General features: G+C 61.6%; 24 protein-coding genes. 6 read left to right on the top strand and 18 right to left on the bottom strand.

Annotation, left to right across the window (positions count from 1 at the left end; all coding sequences use genetic code 11):
• Positions 1-134: 134 nt before the first annotated feature.
• The 3 genes from F8A10_RS04005 to F8A10_RS03995 all read right to left on the bottom strand — a co-directional run bounded on the left by F8A10_RS04005 (position 135) and on the right by F8A10_RS03995 (position 2419).
• A complete protein-coding gene (locus tag F8A10_RS04005) occupies positions 135-1673 on the bottom strand; it encodes a multicopper oxidase family protein (protein WP_152366752.1) in 1539 nt (512 codons plus the stop codon).
• Positions 1674-1779: 106 nt separating this feature from the next.
• The gene (gene copM / locus F8A10_RS04000) at positions 1780-2184 is read right to left on the bottom strand and encodes a CopM family metallochaperone (protein ID WP_152366751.1); all 405 of its coding nucleotides are present in this window, start codon (positions 2182-2184) and stop codon (positions 1780-1782) included.
• Between the two features lie 13 nt (positions 2185-2197).
• A complete protein-coding gene (locus tag F8A10_RS03995; protein WP_152366750.1) occupies positions 2198-2419 on the bottom strand; it encodes a heavy-metal-associated domain-containing protein in 222 nt (73 codons plus the stop codon).
• 160 nt (positions 2420-2579) lie between these two features.
• On the opposite strand from F8A10_RS03995, the gene F8A10_RS03990 reads away from it, so the two are divergent.
• The 6 genes from F8A10_RS03990 (at position 2580) to F8A10_RS03965 (ending at position 7732) form a co-directional block, all read left to right on the top strand.
• Positions 2580-5138 (top strand): heavy metal translocating P-type ATPase, encoded by a 2559-nt coding sequence (locus tag F8A10_RS03990; protein ID WP_152366749.1) that lies wholly within the window; start codon positions 2580-2582, stop codon positions 5136-5138.
• Between the two features lie 54 nt (positions 5139-5192).
• Positions 5193-5456 (top strand): glutaredoxin family protein, encoded by a 264-nt coding sequence (locus F8A10_RS03985; RefSeq protein ID WP_021586649.1) that lies wholly within the window; start codon positions 5193-5195, stop codon positions 5454-5456.
• A gap of 11 nt (positions 5457-5467) precedes the next feature.
• Positions 5468-6484, top strand: coding sequence for a 2Fe-2S iron-sulfur cluster-binding protein (locus F8A10_RS03980; RefSeq protein ID WP_152366748.1), 1017 nt, complete (start codon positions 5468-5470; stop codon positions 6482-6484).
• A gap of 22 nt (positions 6485-6506) precedes the next feature.
• On the top strand, positions 6507-7019 hold the full coding sequence (cueR, locus tag F8A10_RS03975; RefSeq protein WP_152366747.1) for a Cu(I)-responsive transcriptional regulator: 513 nt from the start codon (positions 6507-6509) through the stop codon (positions 7017-7019).
• Positions 7020-7021: 2 nt separating this feature from the next.
• A complete protein-coding gene (locus F8A10_RS03970; protein WP_152366746.1) occupies positions 7022-7228 on the top strand; it encodes a hypothetical protein in 207 nt (68 codons plus the stop codon).
• Positions 7229-7330: 102 nt separating this feature from the next.
• Positions 7331-7732 carry a hypothetical protein gene (locus F8A10_RS03965; RefSeq protein WP_227493410.1) on the top strand — a complete coding sequence of 134 codons (402 nt, stop codon included), beginning with the start codon at positions 7331-7333 and terminating at the stop codon, positions 7730-7732.
• A gap of 140 nt (positions 7733-7872) precedes the next feature.
• Here F8A10_RS03965 and F8A10_RS03960 read toward each other — a convergent pair whose 3' ends face one another.
• From F8A10_RS03960 to trbB, 15 genes are all read right to left on the bottom strand, one after another.
• On the bottom strand, positions 7873-11163 hold the full coding sequence (locus F8A10_RS03960) for a DEAD/DEAH box helicase (protein WP_152366745.1): 3291 nt from the start codon (positions 11161-11163) through the stop codon (positions 7873-7875).
• The gene (locus F8A10_RS03955) at positions 11156-12010 is read right to left on the bottom strand and encodes a hypothetical protein (protein WP_152366744.1); all 855 of its coding nucleotides are present in this window, start codon (positions 12008-12010) and stop codon (positions 11156-11158) included. The genes F8A10_RS03960 and F8A10_RS03955 overlap by 8 nt, the downstream gene beginning before the upstream one ends.
• Before the next feature lie 40 nt (positions 12011-12050).
• Positions 12051-13934, bottom strand: a complete 1884-nt coding sequence (locus F8A10_RS03950) for an ATP-binding protein (protein ID WP_152366743.1) — start codon at positions 13932-13934, stop codon at positions 12051-12053.
• Between the two features lie 102 nt (positions 13935-14036).
• Positions 14037-14159: a hypothetical protein gene (locus F8A10_RS03945; protein WP_264675551.1), complete on the bottom strand. Its 123-nt coding sequence runs from the start codon at positions 14157-14159 to the stop codon at positions 14037-14039.
• Between the two features lie 177 nt (positions 14160-14336).
• Entirely contained in the window at positions 14337-14573 is a 237-nt protein-coding gene (locus F8A10_RS03940) for a DUF2274 domain-containing protein (RefSeq protein ID WP_152366742.1), read from the bottom strand.
• 2 nt (positions 14574-14575) lie between these two features.
• Positions 14576-15703: a TrbI/VirB10 family protein gene (locus F8A10_RS03935; protein WP_152366741.1), complete on the bottom strand. Its 1128-nt coding sequence runs from the start codon at positions 15701-15703 to the stop codon at positions 14576-14578.
• Positions 15700-16698 carry a P-type conjugative transfer protein TrbG gene (gene trbG / locus F8A10_RS03930; protein WP_193668150.1) on the bottom strand — a complete coding sequence of 333 codons (999 nt, stop codon included), beginning with the start codon at positions 16696-16698 and terminating at the stop codon, positions 15700-15702. The genes F8A10_RS03935 and trbG overlap by 4 nt, the downstream gene beginning before the upstream one ends.
• Positions 16695-17384 carry a conjugal transfer protein TrbF gene (trbF, locus tag F8A10_RS03925; protein ID WP_152366739.1) on the bottom strand — a complete coding sequence of 230 codons (690 nt, stop codon included), beginning with the start codon at positions 17382-17384 and terminating at the stop codon, positions 16695-16697. Before trbF ends, trbG begins: the two co-directional genes overlap by 4 nt.
• Positions 17381-18742: a P-type conjugative transfer protein TrbL gene (trbL, locus tag F8A10_RS03920; RefSeq protein ID WP_152366738.1), complete on the bottom strand. Its 1362-nt coding sequence runs from the start codon at positions 18740-18742 to the stop codon at positions 17381-17383. Before trbL ends, trbF begins: the two co-directional genes overlap by 4 nt.
• Positions 18743-18744: 2 nt before the next feature.
• Complete coding sequence (gene trbK-alt / locus F8A10_RS03915; RefSeq protein WP_152366737.1) at positions 18745-19011, bottom strand: putative entry exclusion protein TrbK-alt; 267 nt, start codon at positions 19009-19011, stop codon at positions 18745-18747.
• Between the two features lie 14 nt (positions 19012-19025).
• Positions 19026-19808: a P-type conjugative transfer protein TrbJ gene (gene trbJ / locus F8A10_RS03910; protein ID WP_152366736.1), complete on the bottom strand. Its 783-nt coding sequence runs from the start codon at positions 19806-19808 to the stop codon at positions 19026-19028.
• Positions 19805-22261 carry a conjugal transfer protein TrbE gene (gene trbE, locus F8A10_RS03905; RefSeq protein ID WP_152366735.1) on the bottom strand — a complete coding sequence of 819 codons (2457 nt, stop codon included), beginning with the start codon at positions 22259-22261 and terminating at the stop codon, positions 19805-19807. Before trbE ends, trbJ begins: the two co-directional genes overlap by 4 nt.
• Before the next feature lie 10 nt (positions 22262-22271).
• On the bottom strand, positions 22272-22553 hold the full coding sequence (locus F8A10_RS03900) for a VirB3 family type IV secretion system protein (protein WP_152366734.1): 282 nt from the start codon (positions 22551-22553) through the stop codon (positions 22272-22274).
• Positions 22553-22885 carry a TrbC/VirB2 family protein gene (locus F8A10_RS03895; protein WP_152366733.1) on the bottom strand — a complete coding sequence of 111 codons (333 nt, stop codon included), beginning with the start codon at positions 22883-22885 and terminating at the stop codon, positions 22553-22555. The genes F8A10_RS03900 and F8A10_RS03895 overlap by 1 nt, the downstream gene beginning before the upstream one ends.
• The gene (gene trbB / locus F8A10_RS03890; RefSeq protein ID WP_454557384.1) at positions 22882-23814 is read right to left on the bottom strand and encodes a P-type conjugative transfer ATPase TrbB; all 933 of its coding nucleotides are present in this window, start codon (positions 23812-23814) and stop codon (positions 22882-22884) included. Before trbB ends, F8A10_RS03895 begins: the two co-directional genes overlap by 4 nt.
• Positions 23815-23992 lie beyond the last annotated feature (178 nt).

The raw sequence follows: 23992 nt of genomic DNA, 5'->3' as shown, positions 1-23992 counted from the left end.
GCGCCCCGCGGCGGAATATGTGCCCCTGAAAAGCAGGAGCCGGCGGTGCGACGCCACAACAGAGCCATGTAGCCAAATTAACGCGCCGCGATTATTTTCGCGGCGGGCCTTTGTTTCATGTGCCGATCCAAAACTTAGGCTCGAACGTCAATCGTACCCATCATTCCGAGCTGTTCGTGCTCGAGGATATGGCAGTGATACATGCGTGGTCCCGGCAGATCCTGGCGCAGCAGAATCCGAACCGTTTCTCCGGCCACGATGTTCACGGTATCCTTCCATGCGCGATAGGTTGGCCTGGTGACCTTTCCGTCCTTCTCGTGCTCGATTATCTGGAACTGCGTCCCATGCACATGGAACGGATGGTCCATATCCGCTTCGTTGACGATTTCCCAAAGTTCGACTTGTCCGACTTTCGAAACGACGTCTATGCGGTTCATGTCGAAGCTGGCACCGTTGATCAGGAACTTCATCTCCATGCTGTTGGAAGACATCGACATGTTGGAGTGATCCATGCCCTGCATCGACATGTTACTATGGTTCATACCGCCCATGGATTCAGTCAGCACAAAACGACGCGTGACAACCGGATTCTCAAGAGCTTCGATAGTGCGTAGCTTTGCCGGCAACGGAGGTATTACGCTTGCCAGCGCATCTGATACGTGTGTCGTCAACAGGGTCATGTCGGCCTCGTTCGGCTTACCCGGCCCCATCCAGCCGCGCTCATATTCGAGCGTCGTGAGCATGGCCATTCCCGGCTTGTCGAAAGAAACAATCAACTCAGCGCGTTCGGCCGGCGCGAGCAGCAGCTCATCGACGGCGACAGGGGCTTCGATTAGGCCACCATCCGTTCCTATGACGGTCATGCTCGCATTCTCGAACTTGAGCCGTAGGAATCGCGCATTCGTCGCGTTAAAAAGGCGCAAGCGACGCTTCTCTCCAACTGCAACAGCCATCGTCGGGTTCTTCTGCCCATTAACGAGCACATGATCGCCAACGCGACCGTTCATCAGATCAGCCATCGTGCTTTCTGGCATTGTCCCGTCGGCGGCGATCCTGAGATCGGTGAGCATGAGGATCGTGTCGCCATATTCCGACGGGATGGGATCGTCCTTTGGCTTGACCAGAAAGACACCAGCGAGCCCGCGGTAAACCTGCTCGGCGGTCAAACCATGAGGATGGGGATGGAACCAGTAAGGTGCCGCACTGCCTTCCGGCAGATCAAACGCATAAATACGGTCACCACCCGATGCTACGGGGTCCATCGGATTGCCATCCTGGTCGGCCGGCACCGGCATGCCATGCCAGTGAATCGTCGTAGGTTCGCCTGGAATTCCGTTCTTGAAGCTGATCTCGACTTTGTCACCCTCACGTGCTTCGATTACGGGATTGGTGCCGTTGTAGAGAAGCACCGGCGTATCGAGCCCTTCGGCGAACCGCATGGTGCCTGGTTCTGCTGCGAGCTTTGCCTTGAATACGCCCGGCGCAGCCGACTGATTGGACAGGCGTGGCAGTTCCTTGAGCGGATGTCCCTCCGGCAAAACCGGGTTGGCGTTTGTGGGGGGCACGGCATGATTACCGTGGCCATTCATGCCGCCCATATCGTGCTCTTGAGCTATTGCAGGACCGGCCGCGGCGAGGCCCCCAAGGCTTGCCAGAAAAGTACGCCTTTGCATTGATCGTCTTCCTTTCGGTCGTTTGACAGTCAACGGCGACGCCGCCCAACCATGTCGTATGCATTTTTCATGGAGGAAGGCGGCTCCTGAGAGCCGCTCCCGGTTGTCACTGACCGCGTTTTGCCAGCCATTCGCGCATCATGGCGATTTCGCCTTCCTGGGCAGTAATCACGCCCTCGGCGAGCTTACGGACTTCCGGATCCGTTCCATGTTCGAGCACGACGCGCGCCATATCGATCGCACCCTGGTGGTGCGGGATCATGCCGCGCATGAAATCCTCGTCTGCATCACCCGTGAGCTCTATGGCCATATCGGCGTGCATCTTGTCGCTGACATCTTGGTAGGCGCGAATGACAGGATTGTCGGAAGGCGTGCTTGCGCCGTGACCGGCATGTTCACTGCGTTTCATGGTTGCTCCTTGTTCTTGTTCGCCAATCTGCGATTGCGCGTAGGCGAGACCGCCGGCAACAGCTAGCGCGCCGGCGATAAAAATCGGGGTGAGTTTGTTCATGGCTCTGCTCTGATCATAAGGTTCTCAAGGCCGTGCCCGGCGTTTTTGTGGTCGCGGGATAACCGGCTTCATCAAGGACCTGCTGAAGTGCCGCCTGGGTAGCAGTCGTCTCGACCACGACCGTGCGCGCCTCGGGATTGGTCGTGACCCTCGCGTTCGGATCAATCGACAGGATTGCCTGTCTAACGGACTTTGCGCAGCCACCACAGGTCATGTCTTCGATTCTGAGTTCCATGAGAAATCTCCTTGTCTTACCTTAACGTTGCCAAATGTGGGGCTTCCAACCATGGGAAGGTCAATAGCGATTTTTCTCGTTCTCATCTCTTGACCTTCCCATGGTTGGAAGCCCCATCTTCTGTCCGAGCTGGAATTCAGGACAAGAAAAGGAGGCGGCTATGAATGCTCCCGTTCAAGCAACAGACCTGTCTGGAACGATATCACTCCCCATCGAAGGGATGACCTGCGCTTCCTGCGTGGGTCGTGTCGAAAGAGCCCTCAAGACCGTGCCAGGCGTCGCCGATGCGATCGTCAATCTGGCAACGGAAAAAGCGAGCATCACTACGAACAAGCCGGTTGATCCAGCCACGCTCGTCAAGGCCGTGAAGGATGTAGGGTATGAGGTTCCGGAAAGTTTCTCCGCGCCGGCGGCGGCCTCGCTCGAGGTGGCGATCGAGGGTATGACCTGCGCCTCCTGCGTGGGTCGTGTCGAAAAGGCCCTCCGGGCCGTGCCAGGCGTCACTAACGCCGTCGTCAATCTCGCAACCGAGAAGGCCACGGTCCAGGGAACTGCCGACGCCGCTGTAGTGGTGGCAGCAATCGAAAACGCGGGCTATGACGCCACGGTGATCGCGGCAGGATCCGGGGCCGCCCAAGTAGAGACCGATGATCGCGCCGCGAAGAAGGAAGCAGAACGCCGCGAACTGACCCGAGATTTCACCCTCGCAGCGGTGCTGACGGTGCCGGTCTTCATCCTGGAGATGGGCTCACACGTCATCCCGGGCATGCATGACCTGATCGCCTCGACCATCGGCATGCAGACGAATTGGTACATCCAATTCGTATTGACAACCATCGTCCTGTTCGTTCCGGGCATTCGCTTTTACGACAAGGGGCTTCCGGCACTTGGGCGGCTCGCCCCTGACATGAACTCGCTGGTCGCAGTTGGCACGCTGGCCGCTTACGGCTATTCGCTGGTCGCGACCTTCGCGCCCGGCTTACTCCCCGCCGGAACGGTAAACGTCTATTTCGAGGCCGCCGCGGTGATCGTGACGCTTATCCTGCTCGGGCGGCTGCTCGAAGCGCGTGCCAAAGGCCGGACATCCGAGGCGATCAAGCGTCTCGTCGGCCTTCAGGCAAAAACGGCACGTGTGCGCAGGGACGGCAAGACGGTCGACCTGCCGATCGGTTCGGTCGTTTCCGGCGATATTGTCGAGGTTCGGCCCGGCGATCGCGTCCCGGTGGACGGTGAGGTCATCGAAGGCGAGAGTTATGTCGACGAATCGATGATCACCGGCGAGCCGATCCCGGTCTCCAAGAAGCAGGGCAGCGAGGTGGTTGGCGGCACGGTCAACCAGAAGGGCGCCTTCGCCATCCGTGCAACTGCGGTCGGCGGCAACACCGTACTGTCGCAGATCATCCGCATGGTCGAGGAAGCGCAAGGATCGAAACTGCCGATCCAGGCGCTGGTCGACAAGGTGACCATGTGGTTCGTGCCGGCGGTCTTCGCCGTCGCGGCCCTGACCTTCGCTTCTTGGCTCTATTTCGGGCCGTCGCCCGCGCTCACTTTCGCGCTGGTCAATGCCGTCGCCGTGCTGATCATCGCCTGCCCCTGCGCCATGGGTCTGGCGACGCCGACCTCGATCATGGTGGGCACTGGCCGGGGGGCGGAGTTGGGCGTGCTCTTCCGCAAGGGTGAAGCGCTTCAATTGCTCAAGGACGCAAGGGTCGTCGCAGTCGACAAGACGGGCACTTTGACCGAAGGCAAGCCGGCACTCACCGATCTGGAACTGGCCATGGGTTTCGACCGGGCGGATGTCCTCGGTCTAGTGGCGTCCGTCGAGGCGAAGTCGGAGCATCCGATTGCCCGTGCGATCGTGGATGCGGCCGCAGGGGAGGACATTCCGCTGCCGGCCGTGTCGAACTTCGAATCGGTGACGGGTTTCGGTGTCAGGGCCTTGGCCGGTGGCAAGCGCGTCGAGATCGGCGCAGACCGCTACATGACCGAACTCGGCCATGACGTGGCAGGCTTCGCCAAGGTTGCCGAACGTCTCGGCAATGAGGGCAAGTCGCCGCTCTATGCGGCGATTGAGGGCAAACTCGCGGCGATCATCGCCGTGGCCGATCCGATCAAAGAGACGACACCTGCGGCGATTAAAGCGCTGCACGATCTCGGCCTCAAGGTTGCGATGATCACCGGCGACAACAAGCGGACGGCCGAAGCTATCGCCAAGCGCCTCGGGATCGACGAGGTGGTGGCGGAAGTCCTGCCGGACGGCAAGGTCGACGCGGTGCGTCGCCTCAAGGCTGAGCATGGCAAGGTTGCCTTCGTCGGCGACGGCATCAATGACGCTCCGGCGCTGGCTGAAGCGGATGTCGGTCTTGCCATCGGCACCGGAACGGACATTGCCATCGAGGCCGCCGACGTGGTGCTGATGTCGGGGAGTCTGCAAGGCGTGCCAAACGCAATCGCACTGTCCAAGGCGACGATTGGGAACATTCGGCAGAACCTGTTCTGGGCCTTCGCCTACAACGCGGCTCTGGTCCCCGTTGCCGCCGGGCTGCTCTATCCGGCCTACGGCCTCCTGCTGTCACCGGTCTTCGCCGCCGGCGCCATGGCCCTGTCGAGCGTCTTCGTGCTCGGCAATGCGCTCCGGCTCAAGACCTTCCGCCCCCCCGCGCAGGTGGAGAGCGGTGCTGCCCCGCACCATCGGCCGGAACTCGCACCCGCGGAATGAGATATGCGGGCCTGCTCCGGCAGGCTCGCCAGATCTGAAGAAAAGGAATGAACGATGACCAATACGAAGAGCCCATCGGTGGTGCTTTACACAACGCCAACCTGCCCCGACTGCCATGCTGTCAAGCGGTGGCTCGCAGACCAGGGCGTTCCATACGAAGAGCGGGATCTGTCAGATCCCCAGATAGCCGAAGAGGCGAAGGCGCGCACCGGTGTGCGTGTCGCCCCGATTACGATCGTCAACGAACAGGTCTTCTACGGAACCTTTGCCGACCAGAAGCCCCGCCTGGCGGAAGCCCTGTCATTGGGCACTGCCTGAGGGAGATTGCCATGGCGAGACAGATCGAAATTCGGCAAGCAGCGCGCACCATCACCGTCCCGGCTGGCCGCACCATTCTCGAGACGGCGCTGGAGGAAGGGATCGCATATCCTCATGGATGCCGCTCGGGCCGCTGCGGCTCATGTAAGTCCCGACTGCTCAGCGGCGAGGTTGACCTCCTGCCGCACACGCGGTTTTCCCTGACGGATGAAGAGCGAAACCAGGGCTTGATCCTAGCGTGTCGAGCGCAGCCGCTCACGGACTGTACGGTCGTGTGGCTAGACGAGGATGAGGAAAAGCTTGATCTTCCCGTTCGCACCTATCGGACCCGCGTTGTCGCCATCGATGACGCAACCCACGACATCCGCCAGATCAGGCTGGAGATTGAATCGGGCGAGACCATCGCGTTCAAGGCCGGCCAGTACGCGCAAGTAACGTTTGCCGGTGTGCCGGCGCGCGACTATTCGATGGCGAACCAGCCCGGCCGATCCTATCTCGAATTCCATATCAGGCATGTGCCCGGTGGAGCCACGAGCGAACACGTCGCCACGTCGCTCAAAGTTGGTGACGAGGTTTCGGTTCGCGGGCCGCTCGGCAATTCATTCTTGCGCGAACAGCATACCGGTCCAATTCTGGCGGTCGCCGGCGGGTCGGGCCTGGCTCCGATCAAGTCGATCGTCGAAATGGCGCTGGCCAACGGCCAGCGTCAGCCGATCCATCTCTATTTTGGGGCGCGGACGGAGCGCGATCTGTATCTGGTCGAACATTTCAGTCTTCTGGCGAGCACCTACGACAATCTCCAGTTCATTCCCGTGCTCTCGGAGATGAGCCGATCCGATCACTTCCGAACCGGCCTGGTAACGGATGCGATCATGAGTGACATTCAGGATCTCGATGGCTGGAAGGCATATATGGCGGGACCCCCCGCCATGATTGACGCTGCCGGCGTCATGTTTCGCGAACTGGGTCTGCGGAGCGAGGACATGCATGCGGACGTGTTTTTTACGCCCGAAGAAACGACCACATAAACCCTCCAGAAAGGACAGGATGATGAATATCGGCAAGGCTGCGGCGGCATCGGGCGTTTCGGCCAAGATGATCCGCTACTACGAATCGATTGGTTTGATCCCGGAGGCATCCCGAACAGATAGCGGCTACCGCGACTACTCCGAAAAGGATGTGCATACATTGCGCTTCATCAGGCGTGCGCGCGATCTCGGCTTCTCGGTCGAAAAAATGACCGAATTGCTCGCCCTGTGGCGAGATCGAAGCCGTGCAAGCGCTGACGTCAAGCGTGTTGCACTTGAGCATGTCGAAGAGCTTGAGCGGAAGGCATGCGAACTCCGGGAGATGAGCATGACGCTCAAGCATCTTGCCGAAAACTGTCGGGGTAATGCCCGACCGGACTGTCCGATCATCGACGAACTCTCGGCAGATGGTAATTCGGACAGGATACCCAAGGCTCGCCGTCGTTCTAGAGCGACGGGTAACAAGTTCGAGCACCTCGGGCCCGTTGTTTCGGCACAGGGAAAAAGAAACAGCTATGGCGCCAAGGATCAGTAGCTATGATCCTCGCCCACGAAATCCTGCACCTGATCAAACGTGCCTGTTCCGACGGCGACATGGAAGTTGCCGAGAAGCTTTTGCAGACCCTTGAGCTGATTGACGCGCGAGAGACTGGTGCCGCAGCTTCTCACAAACCTCTATCTGAAGCTTATCTGGCTATCGGTAAGCTTCCCGCGCATCGGAGAAAGTGCCAATGGTCTCATTAGGTTATGATCTGTGCATTGAGATCCAGGGATAGAGGAGCCAGAAACAGAATGGGCCATTGCCGACTCCGCAGGTCAACAACTGCCGATGCGTCGCGGATCACAATGCGGAAGGACAAGACTGCGCAGCTGGAAACCCGCAAGGCCGAGCTGACGGAGAAGCTGGCCAATGCGAACGAGCCACCACCCCTGCTGCACCCGAACATGGCGGCGCTCTATGCCCAACGGATCGCCGCGCTTTCCGAGAACCTGCGGCACGAGGACAGCCGCGCGCAGGCGGCGGACATCCTGCGCTCGCTGGTCGACCAGGTGACGCTGGTGCCGGAGGAGGGCGAACTGGCCATCGTGCTGCGCGGCGATCTCGGCGCCATCCTGGGCTTCGCCGCGGGAAAGAAGGATCCTGATTTCCTGTCGGAAGCCGAGGCGCTGGACAACCTGCTGGCGCAATCGGGCAGCTCGCGGAAGCCGCCGCCCGGACGGCAAAAAGCCTCCGCAGCCCGGGCGTAGAAACGCAAAAACCTCCGCGCATTATGCTACGGAGGTTTCGCAATTATCGTTGGTTGCGGGGGCGTGCAACTACCGATACCAACATTCACTACAAGTCACTGTCTGAAATGGAGCAATCGGCGCTTGGATTGTTTTGAGGCCTATTCCTCGTCGTCCAAATCCGTGAATGACTGGAGCAACATTGCCGTAGTAACCTCGTCTCGTACAACATCCATTTCTGCGGATGCACCCGCCTTGAATGACCCACGCAATGAAACATACGCTCCAAAAGTCTCAACCCGCGAGGCGTTTGTTGTCATTTGTCTTAAGGCCGTATGATGACGATCATGATCCCCAGCTCGTACCATCTGTGGCAACATGTCAACCACGGGAAGTGAAACCCCGCCCTCTTCAGCGGTCTTGTAAGCGGCGATCTGCCCAAGCACGCCACACAGAAAGCCGAGATCAGGGGCGATGCGTATGGCGAAGCGGCGAGCCCGTTGTGCTGTTGAGGATTGGTTTGCTCGCTGTTTGACCTCTCCTTCGTGCTTCCGAATGAACGCGAGAAGCCAAGCCTCGATCTCGACCAGCGTGCGTCCTGCGCACCACATTGAAACCAACGTCTTGAGCGCTCCCAATATCCGCTTAGCGGTGGCCTTAGGTTTTGTTGTATTCGTGTAGGCGCGGCCGAAAACGGACTCAAGAGCTGTTTCCCTGACGAAGATCGTCAAATCCAAAGGATGTTCGGCCACAATATCCAGCAGCCAGTTGATCCAGTCCTCGGTAGCCGTCTTTTCAACTGGCGCATGATCAAACGCCTCGACCAATCTTTCGATCAGTCTTGGCGGAACACCATTGCGGACAGCAATTTCCCGTTGCCAATCAAGAACGGGCGGATCTTCCAGTTGTTCCTCGGCAGCCCTGAGCGCGGTTCGGCGACGTTCGAGCCATTTGTCCGCCCCCAAAGCATTAGCTTCCCTACGCCGGAAAAACCCCAGCGAACGGCGAACGATATCGTCGAAGCCGCTCTCTCCTGCTGTGGTGACAGCAGACAAACGCCGGATTATCGACTGCACTTTTGGATCAGGGTTAGCGGATACCTCGATCCGATCAAGAAGCAACTCTATCGGATCATAAACCTCCTCACAGGCATCCTGCTCGGAGAAAACGGTCTTCAGAATTCCTTCGGACGGAAGAGAGAGGCTCCCTCTTTCCACACCGATGGGTTTTGCGGGAACAACGATTGCCAGACCGGTTGCAGCATACGCCGCGCGTCCAGCCCTCCCGAGCGCATTAAGTATCTCGTGAGGGCGCAAGTCCGTGCGGGGGTTGCCGCTTGGGTCATCAACCGCGCTCCTGTCGGTTCCTGCAAGAATCACGACATCGCACGGCAGATTCAACCCTTGCGCAATTGTGGATGTCGCGGCAACCACATCAAGGCCCAGATCCTCACTCTCAGAATCCCTGCGAACCCGAAAAACGCTTTCCGTCAACCGCCGCTCCAATGGCAGCAGATCACCATGATGCACCGCTGCTCTGCACCCCATGGGATCGAATGTGGCTTCGGCCGCTCCCACATCCCTGAGAACTGACTTGCGCATTTCCTCCTGCGTCTCATCCAGAGCGATGGTGGCCGGGGCCAGTAGTCCATTGATCTGATCCGCAACGCTCCCGCATGCTTTAGTATCGTTGCAGAAGACGATCACGCGCTTTCCTACGGCCGCATAGTCGGCCGCGATCCGCGCAGCGACTTCGTTCCTGTTCGATGTCAATTTCCCCTTGGCATTTTTCACGAGCGGCGGCCGTTGATCCGTGAGCGCCTGCACGACCAGCTTCTCCGACCTTTTGGGGTGCCATCCAGAAATCAACGAAAAGAGTCCAAGAGGCTGTGCGGGGACCCGACTCCGCGCGGACTGGGTCTTCGCCTTCGATGCCGCTTGCACAGCCTGAAGCACGTCAGAGCGATCATAGATGACGCAAGAGCGAAGTTGCCGTGTTGGCTTCCAAGGATCGTCAAACGCTTCGACCTCCCTTCCCGTCACGGCCCGCAGCCAACGAGCGATTTCGGCGCCGTTGGCGACCATAGCAGACAGCAGCAGCAGGTCTGCTTCCTTGCGATGGCGGAGAAACGTCAGGAGCGCTAACATCGCATCAATGGCGCGTGCGCTGATTTTCGATGACGTAGCCGGATCGTCGGCACTAATGAGATGGAACTCATCGAAGACGAGGAGGCCGACCTTGTCGAAAAGCTCAGGCGCGAAACCAAGGAGGGCAAGGCAACGCTCGGGTGTCATGACGGAGAATGGTGGCAGCTTGTCCCCAAGCTCTTCGAGCGCAACGTCTTCAACGACGCTGACCGCCTCTAGGCCTCCGATTTGTGCAGAGAGATCGGTCTCTACCTGATCTACGAGAGCGTGAGTAGGAGCCAGGTAGACGACGCTCTCGCCCGCGCATAGGGTTGCTGCGATTTTCAGGACGGATAGCGTGGTCTTCCCCGAACCAGTGGGCGATGTCATCACCATGGACCTGCCACGGTTCAGGTATCCCGTCCTGACAGCTTTCAGATGATTGATCCATAGAAATGGGCGCGATTGCGTCTGAGACAGGAGCCAGTCGGCCCATGCCTTAGCTTGCGCTCCAGATGGTGTTGGGAGTCGAACCAGCATCGCGGCCTGCATTCCATCAACAAGCCGACTCAACAGTGTGGCCAGATGATGTGGACCGGCAAACTGGTGGTGCACGGTTCCTTCCAGCGCTACGTTGATCTCCACCGCTGAGGCCTCGGACAAGCGGATAACACGCTTGAGCCTTGAGCGGATATCAGGGTCGGACACAGCGCTCCCGCGCGCCTCCTGTCCAAGTCCCTGAACCACGTAGGCACATTCCCTTAGAAGAAGGTCAGTGGCTACTTCTCGGCTATCTCCCGTCGCGATGGAGTCTTCGCCGAGGTCACGCTCTATCAGCGTCGTGAGATTGCCAGTTGCCAATTCCCGAAGGCTCAGGATCAGAGACCGTCTAACCGCCCGCCGTTCGCCCCTGGCCCGGAGCTGCCCCGCCACTTCCGCTGCGTCCGCCGCCCGATCAGCAATCAGGAACAGTAGCGTTGCGGAGATTGATGATCCAATAGCATCACTCGAAATAACGGTTGGACGATCCAATGCAGTTTCACGAACGCGGCTCAAGATCTGATGAGCACTAGCTGCGACGAAAGCTGCGGCACGCGTCTGCTCCGGTCGAAGATTGAGTGCAACATAGGCTTCAAAAGTCGAAGCAAGACGCCTTACCCGGTCGATCACTCCGCTTGCAGGCTCAGATTCACCTTCACGGGACAGAAGGCGAACTGTCGCCAACTCAATGTGGGCCACCGTCAACAACTCATCCAGCGTTTCAGGATCGAGACCCGGTAGATCAGGAGCCTCTCGTAGAAGAGCGCGAGAACTTGGATCAAACACCGGCGATCTCCTGGATTTTAGCCGCCACCTCGCCGGCGAGAAGAGCCAACCCTTTGCGCACGTCCTCGAAAGCCAGCACTCCGGCCGTGCGACTTTCGAGCTCACCACCAGCGACCGCTTCAAACCCAGCTATGATATGCAGAAAATTTCCGGCCTTGCGCTGATCTTCGCCGGTGGCCACGGCAACTCTGAACTCGCGAGCACCTTCCCAAAACATTTCGTCGACCGCTGCCTCAGCATCGATGTCAGGGACACTCTTCAGCAAGGTTACGAGGTCGGCGAGAATTTCATCATCGCGATCACCGCACAGAATAGTTCCGATCTCAGGCCATACGCTGGAGCTTATAAGGCTGCGCGGCGATTTCGAAGCCTTGTCCTCACAAAGCACAATGCGCTTGATCTCGCGCCCACCATCTTCCAGTTCGATTATAAAGCCGTCGAATCCCTTGTCTGCCTGTCGGACATGAGGCGATGTCATATAGCCGTTCGGAAGAGCTAGCCGAGCCGCAACCCAGGAGATATGCTGGAATAACAGTCCGTCCCGGTGAATAACGGACGTCCTTATCCGCTTTCTTGCCGCCTCCTTCTGTTCGTCGGTTCCCGACCGGAAAAGCTCAACGTCTTCAGCACGCGGAGCCGTCAGCTTCCTCACGACATTCTGAGCGACCCTGCCTTTTGAAACGCGCCGTCGCGGTTCCAAAGCATTGATCACTCGCTGAGCGTTTTCCTCCTGTCGCAAATAGAGATAGGCGATAATTTCGATCAGCTTGGCACGATTTTTTTTGCCAATTATCCATTCCGAAAAATTACATTCCGTAGTTGGAGAAGGATTTATAGACAGTGGCATATGATTTTCGCCCGAGGCAACCCGTCGCTAGCTAGAATGATTACGCAGCACCCGCGACCATCATTTGTGAAATCGTAGCAAGCCAACCTCTGATCTCATTCTGAGGGTCTGCTACGGCGAGCCTATCGACGGTCATCCGAGATATCGCCGTGTTGTTGAGATAGCGCTTCGCTGCGCTCTCCTTCTTCCGACGCTTCTCCTCGTCAAGGTTGCCCCAAGGGTCAGCACCATTAACCGCGTGGACCGCCTGCGCCACAATTTGGGGGACATCATCGAAATCGCCAAAGGGCACCCCAAAGGCGATGTTTATTTGGTTCAGGGCGTAGGCTTCACAAATAGCCTCATGGTGTAGGTAACTCTCCAACTCACGTTTTTGGGTTGCCACAGCACGACATCCGGCACGGGCGTTAATCGCATTCATATGATCCACATACTTTGGTTGACCTGGCGGTGGATTGTCACGATCACAAATGTGAAACTCTGGTCTGTTGAACGGAGCCAGCCGTGAAGCCCATAAAGCTAAATTACTGCCCCCGAGGGGCACGAAGATGAGTTCACCATCTAATTCGAGCTGTTCGAGGTCGGGCACATCTTCGCCTGCGGCGATGAGTACCCGCGACACACCTTTGAGAAATGAAATATCATGCGGACCTTCGACACCGATGAAGATCTTCACATTGTGGTCAGGAAGCACTCCAAGCGATTTTGCAATCTCAGCCGAGGTCGCTTCGCTACCTTCGCTGATCAAACGAATTCCATCTTCTCCCCGCTGGATGAAGCGAAGATCAGTCTCGTCCAGATAACGAGCCAACATGGGAGTATGCGTGGTGACTATGACTTGCTTGCCGTCCCCATCTGAGAGTTCTCGAAGAGCGTTCAATAACAGGCGTTGGTTTCTAGGATGCTGGCTGGTTTCGGGTTCCTCGATGGCATAGATCACCGAGGATGAGCTTTTTTCCGCTGCGGACTTCTCAGCTTTCGCACGAAAAAAATTGAGAAGGACGAGGCGCTTCACGCCGCTCCCACGTTTATTGAGAGGAATACCCTCATCACCCGTAATACTCGTAGAAAACAACGTATCCCATTTTTTAGTCGCTATGACTGGGTTTAGGGTTTCAGCAACGGATGCATCCATTTCCCGCAATTTATCTACAGTCGCAGCGGCAATTTTTTTCACCTCATTTTCAACATAATCTCGAACTTCTTGCAACTTCGGTTCGACGGCCTTGATCGCCTCTCTGATTGCGGCCTTCAGAGGGTCTTGAGCTTCCGCATCCTGATCCGTACTAGCTCGGTCTGACTTAAATAGCGCAAATGTCGGCAGGTATTGCTGTAACTCGGCCCAGACCTGTTTGCTTCCCTCTGCATCTAGCGACACCGCGGCCGTTGCTAGTTTGAGGTCGCCACAGCTCTGCCAGATCGCCGCTCGCACGAGAGCGTTCGCCCTCTTGTCCACGCCATCCAAATTTACACCTTGATCGGCCGCCCGCTTGGCAAGTTCGGCCTTTTTGAGAGTGAGAAGGTCGCTATACCCCGCTGCCGTCGGATGGTCCGCTAAGGCTTCAATCGCAGTAATCTTCGGCGTCCCTAGACTTCCATTGTAGGTCTTCCGAATGACGAGCGTTCCATTCGTACTCAGAAGATACTCACCAGAGAGCGTGGTAGGAAATTCAGCATCCACTACCAGCTGTTCAGGAAGCTGATCGAATTCGCATGTTATGCGCATCTGTTTCGGATCACCTGCCTTGCAGGCGTCGTCCTTATCAGGCGAAGCAGTCTCAAAGAAGATCGCCAGCGCGTCCATGAGGGTAGATTTACCTACGTCATTTCTACCAACGAGCGCGGTCAAGTTACCAAAGCGCACCGTGACAGGTGCTGAGTAACAACGAAAATTCTCAACTGTAAGACCAACTAAACGCATCATCTGCCCCCCGGAAACAACCACGAGTGTCTCTACAACTTCCAGTACGGTCAATGCTTTTGTGGCGGAACCCCCGATCGCGAAATGCCAAATACGACGGGCAGTTCAGCCATTGCCCGACATGAGCGAGATCAGGTCGGAAAGCTGCTGGCTTTGCGTAGCGAGAAGCTGGTTGCCGACCTGGGTCGCTTGCAGCGCGCCGGTGTCATTCTGGTTCTGGACAACCAAGGTCGACTCACACCGGGAGATGACCTGGGATACACAGTTGCCAGCGCCCGACCTTGACAAAGAGCGGAGCGCGCTTCGCGGCCCGACCGCCAGGAAATCTTGGCAACTGGCCCCTCGATCAACTTAACTGTTTGCTGGCCCGGCACACCGAGCAAACGTCATCATCACATATCATTCTTAAGCTGTCTTGGCGTGCTGTTGGACACGCCGAGCCTTGGCGAAACCGCGATCCGTGGCGATGAACCGCTCCAGCATGGGCACGATGAGCTTGACGGGATCGGCGACGGGCTGGCCGGTTTCACGGGCCAGCACCTCGGCGTAGGCGGTCAGATCGCGGTGAAGCGGCGCGGGCAGCTCCAGCGTGACCTTCACCGGCTTGTCGTCGGGCAGCGGGCCGAGTTTCAGCTTGGTCATGGTCAACCTCCTGCCGGCTCGAACACAAGGTCGCGGGTGACGATGATCCTGACCGGGAAGCCCGGCCGGATGGTCAGCGTCGGCGCAACCTGCAACTGGCGTTGGACGATCTGCTGGCCCGCCTGATTGACGGTATCCTGCGCGCCGTCGCGGATAGCCCGGATAAGCCGGTCCTCGTCGCTCGTCGCCAGCTCCGTGCCGACTGTGAGCAGCGTGGATAGCCCTGCGGCCTTCATCAGATCCCACCAATGATAATCGAAGCCATCCTCAAGCCCGGCGTAGCCGCTGGCGTCCGCGCCCGGCAGGCGCTCCAGAACGATGGAACGGCCGCCCGGCAGGATCAGGCGATTCCAGACCAGCAACACGCGGCGCTGGCCGAAGGTCACGCCGTCATCATACTGGCCGATGATGCGCGTTCCCTGCGGGATCAGGAGCAGGCTGCCGGTCGGGCTGTCATAGACGTTCTCGGTCACTTGAGCCGTGATCTGGCCCGGAAGGTCGGAACGGATGCCCGTTATCAACGCGGCCGGGATCACGGCCCCGGCCTGAAGGATGTAGGGCGATGCCGGCGGCGCGACACGATCCGGCGCGACGGTCTGCCGGTCCACGGGTCCATTGAGGAACGCGGCGTGCCGGTCCTGCGTCGCGGGCTGTCCACCAAGGCCAAGCCCGGCAAGGCCGGGCATGGCCGTTCCTGCCGGCGCACCCGTGCGCGGGCCGGACTGGAAGAACACATTGCTCAAGCGCGCGGCTTCTTCCTCGGCGCGGCGACGTTCTTCCTCTGGATCGACGGCGGGCGTCGCCATGACGGGCGGCACGACTGGTTGTCCCCGGTTCTGCGCGTCGAGAATGGGGCGGCCCAAATCTCCGGGCAGCGCGGGGCCGAGCACAGGCCCGCTATAGTCGCTCGGCAGGCCGGACAAGCCGTCGGCCGTGGGGCGGTTCTCGGTCGAAAAGAGTTCTTCGCCGCCCGGTCCTGCGTCGCGGGTCTGGAGCGCGTATATCAGTGCGCCGCCGATGCCGAGCAAGGTGACAGCGCCGACGCCTGCCAGCATCTTGCGGGACAGGCGGGTGACGCGCGGCGCCTCGGCGCGCAGGCGCATGGGGGCTGCGGTATCGGTATCGCTCATGAGGACGATCCTCCCGTGGTCGTGCTGGCTGGTTCTGCTGCGGCCTGCGTCGGGTTGGTGCGGACGATCCTGACGACCTGCTGGCGGTTGCCGCTGCCAAGGCGCAGCTCGGCCGCGCCGAACAGGCGGTCCACGATCAGGACGTTCTGGTGGATGCGGGAATTGACGATTTGCGGCTCGCCGTTCGCGCCAAGCACGAAGATCGGCGGCATCTCGCCCTGCACGATCCCGGCCGGAAAGACGACATAGACGCGGCGTCCATCGTCGAACACCGAAACCGGCCGCCACGGCGGGCTGTCGCCCTGCACTTGCAACCCATAGCGATAGTTCCGCGCCGCCTCGGCCGGGATGATCGGCGCGGCCGGAACGGTCTGGCGCTGGCCCGGCGTTGCTGGATAGGCCCATGCCACGGCCGGCATGTAGAGCGATTCCCGCGCGCGCAGCTCGAGCATGTAGGTGCGCCGGTCGGTGGTGACGACAAGGTTGGTGGAAATGTCCGGCCGTGTCGGCTTCACGAGGATATGGACACGGCGATTTGCACCGCTGCCGCTCTCGGTGTCTCCGATGATCCAGCGGGCGGTATCGCCCGCCGCAATCGGCCCCGCGCCTGTCAGGCTTTCGCCCGGCTCCAGCGCGATCGTCGTGATCTGCCCGACTGCGGCATAGACCTGATAGAGCGCACCTTCCGACCACGGATAAATCTGGATGGCGTTGTAGTAGCCTTCCCGGCGCGGCTCGACGCGGGCGGCGGCGTTGGCGTTCTCGACGCGGCCGGTCGGCGTGCCTGCGGCGGTGCCGCCGCGCGCCACGGTCCATGCCGGGGGCACATGCAGCGGCCGGGGCGTGTTGTCGATTGCCGCCGCCTGCACGGTCGGCAGCAGCGGCACGCTGGCGTCGTAGCTGAATTGCGGCGTCCGGTTGGTGGCGCAGCCTGCGAGCATGGTGGCCGAAAGCAGCACGGCCGCGATTGTCGGGGTGCGGGTGATCGTCCTCATTGGCTCATCTCCCGCGACCATGAAATTGCATTGACATATATTCCAAGCGGATTGGCGCGCAGGCGTTCGGCGTCGCGCGGCGGCTGGATGACGATGGTGAGGATGGCCGTCCATCGCTCCGTGGTGGAGAGCTGGCCATTTTCATAGTGCCGCTCCACCCACCCCACGCGAAAGCTGTTGGGGGACGCCCGGATGACACTCGAGAGCTCGACGGCGACCTGTTGCCGGCCGACCTTGCTAAACGGGTCATTGGCGCGGGCGTAATCGTTCAATGCCGCCGCGCCGCGATCCGTGGTCCATTCATAGGCGCGAAGCCAGTTCTGGCGGACAATGATCGCGTCGGCCGGGATCGCGCGGACCTGCTCGATAAAGCGGCCGAGATGGAAAGCGATCTGCGGGTCGGTCGGGCGATAGTCGGCGGCGGCCGGCGCGATGGTCTGCGCCTGTCCAAGATCATCGACCTGCACCACCCACGGCACCACGGTCCCGCGCGCCGACTGCCAAACCAGCGCGGACGCGAATCCGGCTGACAGGATCAGCGAGCCGAACGCCATATAGCGCCAGTTCTTAGCCTGAACGCGGGCCGAGCCGATGCGTTCGTCCCACGCCTGCGCGGCCTTCTGATAGGGCGTCTCAGGTTCCGGCGTCTTGCCGTAATGGGTTGTGGGTCGTTTGAAGATGCTCATGAGCGGTCGCTTTCGGAAAGGTTGATGGAGGAACCGGAGCCGTGGCTGTCGCCGGAGCGCACCGCATGGGCGGCCATGGTCGTGCCGTGGTTCATGGCCTGCGAGCGCCGCATCCGTTGCGCCCATGCGGGCGGGCTGCCGGCCGGGCCGGATGCTGCTGCGGCGGGATCGGCGCTCGCGCCGCCGACCGTGCCCATGGTCGAGCTGCCGCCCGACGCGCCGAATCCGGCTTTCGCGCCAGCGGAGAAGCTGGATTTGACGGATTCGCTGGCGCGCGCAGCGGCGCGTTTGAGCGGCGAGATAGCCGCCGATCCTGCGGCACGCGCGACGCCGCCGAGGCCGGAGGCGACGCCTGCCGCGCCGGACTGGCCGAGCGATCCGACGCTATAGGCGGCGGTCGCCGCGCCCGCGGTGGCCGCGCCGCCGCGGACGGCCGCGGCCCCGCCGGACAGGGCAGCGGCACCACCTTTGGCGGCGAGCATGGCCCCGCCGCCAGCGGCGACGGCTGCACCTGCGACCGCAAGCCCGGTTCCCACGGCGGCGCCCGCGCCAAGCTGCGGGCCGCCCGATACGATGCCGTTGGCGATGCCGGGACCGAAGATGCCGAGGCCGAGCAGCGACAGGGCTGCCAGCACGATTGCCATTGCGTCGTCGATGGTTGGGGTTGCCCCGCCGAAACCGGCCGTGAACTGGCCGAACAAGGTCGAGCCGATACCGATGATGACAGCGAGGACCAGCACTTTGATGCCGGACGACACCACGTTGCCTAAGACCTTCTCGGCCATGAAAGCGGTCTTGCCGAACAGGCCGAAGGGGATCAGCACAAAGCCGGCAAGCGTCGTCAGCTTGAACTCCAGCAAAGTCACGAAAAGCTGGATGGCGAGGATGAAGAAGGCCAGCACGACCAGCGCCCATGCGAACAGCAGGCACGCGATCTGGATGAAGTTCTCGAAAAAGGCGATCCAGCCCATCAGGTCGGAAATGGAATCGAGCAGCGGGCGGCCGGCGTCGAGGCCGGTCTGCGCCACGCGGCCCGGCCGCATCAGATCGGTGACGGAAAAGCCGGTGCCCGACGCCATGAGGCCGAGGCCGGCAAAGCTCTCGAAGACGATGCGAGCGAGGTTGTTCCAGTTGGAAATGATGTAGGCGAAGACGCCCACGAACAGGGTTTTCTTGACCAGCCGCGCAATAATATCGTCATCCGCGCCCCATGCCCAAAAGAGCGCGGCGAGCGTCACGTCGATGACGATCAGCGTCGTGGCGATGAAGGCGACCTCGCCGCCGAGCAGGCCGAACCCGCTGTCGATGTAGGAGGTGAATACGCCGAGGAAATTGTCGATGACGCCCGTGTTGCCCATGGTCAGCGCGCCTCGCTGCGATCACGGCCGAGGAAGCGGTCGCGGGATTCGGCCCATGCGGCGAGGCAGCCGGCATCGCTGGCGGCAGCCTCGCCGAGCTGCTGGCAGCGGCGCAGGGTTTCGCGCAGGGGATCGGCCGGGGGCTGGAAGGCCGAGGCCGGGGGCGGCGCGGAAGGTTCGTCCTTCCGCGCCATGTCTATTGCGGTCGCCGTGACGGCGATGGCGACGAACACCACGGCCCCGAGGCGGGCCAGCATCTTGCCGTCCATGGCGAGCCTCCCGGTCAGTTGTTGCCGTTGTTGAACATCTGCGCGTTGCCCGGCTGGTATCCGCTTCCCGGCGTGAGGAAGCGGCGGCGCTGCTCGCGGCCCTGTTCGGCGGCGGCTGCGCGCTCCGCCTCGGTCAGCGCATCGGCGCGGCCGTTCGCGGAGATGACCGCGATCAGGTCGGAAAGCTGCTGCGATTGGAGGGCGAGGAGTTGGTTGCCCGCCTGCGTCGCTTGCAGCGCCCCGGTCGCGCCCTGGCTCTGGCCGACCAGCGCGGCCATCTCGGCGCGGTTGCTGTCGATATTGCCGACTGCGCCCGCCTGAACGCGCATGGCGTCCTGCAAGCCGCCGACCGTGTTTTCCCACCGGCTGCGCGCATCGGCGACAAGCTGGGCATCGGTCGTCGAAAGCGAGACATTGCCATATTGCTGCTGGAACGCCTGGTCGATCTGGCCGACCTCGAAGGCGATGTTCTGCGCCTGCCCGAGAAGCTGCTGGGTGCGACTGACGTTCTGCTGGAGCTGCTGGAGCGAGCTATGCGGCAGGCTCGCCAGATTGCGCGCCTGGTTGATGAGCATCTGCGCTTCATTCTGGAGGCTGGTGATCTGGTTATTGATCTGCTCCAGCGTCCGCGCGGCGGTGAGCAGGTTTTGCGCGTAGTTGCTCGGGTCATAGACAATCCGGCCGAAGCCGAATTGTGCATGGGCCGGACTTGCCAGCATGGGCGAAAGCGCGACCGGCATGGCGAGAACCGCCGCCGCGACCAGCGCGGCGCGAGGGGTCGAGAAACGGATAATCATAGTGTCGTCTCCTGTTCAGGCTGGGGGATGAGATTGGTGAGGTTCGGGATCAGGTCGGCCGCCCAATCGACGCCGCGCTCGCGCAGCCATGCGGCGAGGAAACCGTCGCGGCCGTGTTCGGCGACGATCTGCGCAATGAGCGTCTGGTCGGATTTGGCGGATGCGGCGCAGAGCGCGAGGCCGACTTCGGACAGGCCAAGCTCGAACAGGCGATTGCCGCGCCGCGACTGGCAGTAGTATTCGCGTTTCGGCGTCGCGCGGGCGACAAGCTCGATCTGCCTGTCATTGAGGCCGAACCGCCTGTAGATCGCGGTAATCTGCGGCTCGATGGCGCGCTCGTTCGGCAGCAAGAGCCGCGTTGGGCAGCTTTCGATGATCGCGGGTGCGATGTTGCTGCCGTCGATGTCGGACAGGCTTTGCGTGGCGAAGATGACGCTGGCGTTCTTCTTGCGCAGCGTTTTCAGCCATTCGCGGAGCTGGCCGGCGAACCCCTCGTCGTCGAGCGCAAGCCAGCCCTCATCTATGATGAGCAGCGTGGGCCGCCCGTCGAGCCGGTCGCCGATGCGATGGAACAAATAGGCCAGCACCGCCGGGGCCGCGCCGGTCCCGACAAGGCCCTCGATCTCGAACGCCTGCACATCCGCTGCGCCGAGATGTTCCGTCTCGGCGTCGAGCAACCGGCCATAGGCGCCGCCGACGCAATAAGGCCGAAGGGCTTGTTTGAGGTCGTTGCTTTGCAGCAGGACCGCGAGGCCGGTGATGGTGCGTTCCTCGACCGGCGCGGACGCCAGCGAGGTCAACGCAGTCCAGATATGCTCCTTCACCTCGGGCGTGATCGTCATGCCCTCGCGCATGAGGATGGCGGCGATCCAGTCGCCAGCCCAGGCGCGTTCATAGGTGTCATGGATGCGGGCGAGCGGCTGGAGCGATACGGAAGTGTCCGAACCCTCGGTCAGCCCGCCGCCCAAATCATGCCAGTCTCCCCGCATGGCGAGCGCGGCGGCGCGGATGCTGCCGCCGAAATCGAAGGCGAAGACCTGGCTGCGTTGGTAGCGGCGGAACTGGAGCGCCATGAGGGCGAGCAACACGCTCTTGCCCGCCCCTGTGGGGCCGACGACAAGGGTGTGGCCTACGTCGCCGACATGGAGACTTAGCCGGAACGGGGTTGAGCCTTCGGTCCTGGCGTATAGCAATGGAGCGTCGCCGAAATGCTCGTCCCGTTCCGGCCCCGCCCACACCGCCGAAAGCGGGATCATGTGGGCGAGATTCAATGTGCTGATGGGCGGCTGCCGCACGTTCGCGTAGGCATGTCCCGGCAGGCTGCCGAGCCATGCGTCAACCGCGTTGACCGTTTCGGCCATGGCGGTGAAGTCGCGGCCCTGAACGATCTTCTCGACCAGGCGCAACTTCTCATCGGCAAGGCGGGGATCGTCGTCCCATACCGTCACCGTGGCGGTGACGTAGGCCATGCCCGCTATGTCCGCGCCGAGTTCCTGCAAGGCCATGTCGGCGTCGAGCGCCTTGTTGGCCGCGTCGGTGTCCACAAGCGCGGACGCCTCGTTGGTCATCACCTCTTTCAGAATCGCGGCGACGGACTTCCGCTTGGCAAACCACTGGCGGCGGATGCGGGTCAGCAGCCGCGTGGCGTCGGTCTTGTCGAGCAGGATCGCGCGGGTGTTCCACCTGTAGGGGAAGGCCAGCCGGTTCATCTCGTCCAGGAGGCCCGGCGTCGTCGCGGTGGGGAATCCCACGATGGTCAGGACGCGCAGGTGTGCATTACCAAGGCGCGGCTCCAGCCCGCCGGTCAACGGCTGGTCGGCCAGCAGCGCGTCCAGATACATCGGCACTTCGGGAACGCGGACGCGATGCCGGTTCGTGGAAACCGTCGAATGGAGATAGGTCAGCGTCGCACCGTCATCCATCCAACGGCACTCGGGCATGAAGCCGTCGAGCAGCGCCAGAACGCGGTCGGTGCGGTCCACGAAGCTGCGCAGCAATTCGTGCGGGTTTACCCCGGATTGCTCGCGGCCCTCATAGAGCCAGCTTTCTGCCCGTGCGGCTTCCTCGGCGGGGGGCAGCCAAAGGAAGGTGAGGAAATAGCCGGACACGAAATGCGCGCCCGCTTCCTCGAAACCGGCTTTGCGCTCTGCATCGACCAGCGCCGACGCGGGATCGGGAAAGATGCTGTCGGGATAGGTCGCGGCTTCGCTGCGCTGCGCCTCGACGAAGATGCTCCAGCCCGATCCGAGGCGGCGCACGGCATTGTTGATCCGGCCGGCGACGGCGACCAGTTCGGCCGCGACGGCGGAATCCAGATCGGGACCGCGAAACTTCGCGCTCCTCTGGAATGAGCCGTCCTTATTCAAGACGACGCCCGAGCCGACCAATGCGGCCCAGGGCAGATAGTCGGAGAGGCGCGCGGCGGTGCGGCGATACTCGGCAAGGTTCATCATGGCCGCGCCCTCACACCGCCAGAAAAGCCGGGATGCGCAGATGCCTGCGCCCGACCTCGACGAATTGGGGATCGCGCTTCGCCGCCCACACGGCCGCGAAATGCCCGATGGCCCATAGGGCGATGCCGACCAGCCAGAGGCGCAGGCCGAGGCCCACGGCCCCGGCCAGCGTTCCGTTCAGAATCGCGATGGAGCGCGGTGCGCCGCCGAGCAGGATATGTTCGGTCAGCGCCCGGTGGACCGGGACCGTGAAGCCCGGCACCGCGTCCAGTTGTTCGAGGCCGCCCGCCATCAGATGAGCGCCCCGCCGCCGAACGAGAAGAACGACAAAAAGAAGCTCGACGCGGCGAACGCGATGCTGAGGCCGAACACGATCTGGATGAGGCGACGGAAGCCGCCGCTGGTGTCGCCGAAGGCGAGCGTGAGGCCGGTGGCGATGATGATGATGACAGCGACGATCTTGGCGACCGGCCCCTCGATGGACTGAAGGATTTGCTGAAGCGGCTGCTCCCACGGCATCGACGAACCCGACGCATGGGCGGCCGGGGCGAGCATGAGGCTGATGGCAAGGGTGGATGCGGCGGTCGCGGCGAAGCGATAGCCGCGCGAAATCGTGCGGATCATGAAGATTCTCCTGTGTTGGGGTTGGCTTGGGTGATGCGATAATCGCCGTCCGGCCCCAGCCCTTCGACGCGGGCGAGTTCGGCCAGCCGGCGCGCGGAACCGCGCCCGGCAAGGACGGCAACAAGGTCGATGGTTTCCGCGATCAGGGCGCGGGGAACGGTGACGACAGCCTCTTGAATGAGCTGTTCCAGGCGGCGCAGCGCGCCGATGCCCGAACCGGCGTGGATGGTGCCGATACCGCCCGGATGGCCGGTTCCCCAGGCTTTCAGAAGGTCGAGGGCTTCGGGGCCGCGCACTTCGCCGATGGGGATGCGGTCGGGGCGCAGGCGCAGCGACGACCGCACAAGGTCCGACAGGCTGGCAACGCCATCCTTCGTCCGCATCGCCACCAGATTGGGCGCCGCGCATTGCAGCTCGCGCGTGTCCTCGATGATGACGACGCGATCCGCCGTCTTCGCCACCTCGGCGAGCAGCGCGTTGGTCAGCGTCGTTTTGCCCGTGCTGGTGCCGCCCGCCACCAAGATGTTGGCGCGGGACTGGACAGCGGCGCGTAGCATATCCGCCTGATCGGCGGTCATGATGCCGGCGGCCACATAGTCGTTGAGGCCGAACACCGCCACGGCCGGCTTGCGGATGGCGAACGCCGGCGCTGAAACCACCGGGGGTAACAAGCCCTCGAACCGCTCGCCGGTTTCGGGAAGCTCGGCCGAGACGCGCGGGCTACGAGCGTGAACCTCCGCGCCGATATGATGCGCGACCAGCCGCACGATGCGTTCGCCATCGGCGGCGGACAGGCGCTCGCCCGTGTCGGCCAGCCCTTCGGAAAGCCGGTCCACCCAAAGGCGGCCATCGGGATTCAGCATCACCTCGACCACGGCGGGGTCTTCGAGCAGGCGCGCGATTGCCGGCCCGAGCGCGGTGCGCAACATGCGCGCGCCGCGCTGGATCGCTTCTGATCTGTGATGGTTGGTGGTCATGTCGGCCCCGGCTTTCGGTGGGGACGCGACAGGCGATCCCCGGATCGGGGTCGATTAAGAGAGGCCGAAATCCGGCCGCTTCAACAAGTATTTAAGTCCGTGCGGCGCGATGCGGTGATATGCGGAAAAT

The sequence above is a fragment of the Paracoccus kondratievae genome (assembly GCF_009301415.1).
GTDB lineage: Bacteria > Pseudomonadota > Alphaproteobacteria > Rhodobacterales > Rhodobacteraceae > Paracoccus > Paracoccus kondratievae.
The sequence above is the reverse complement of the archived record's forward strand: the minus strand, read 5'-3'. Positions and strand labels throughout refer to the sequence as shown.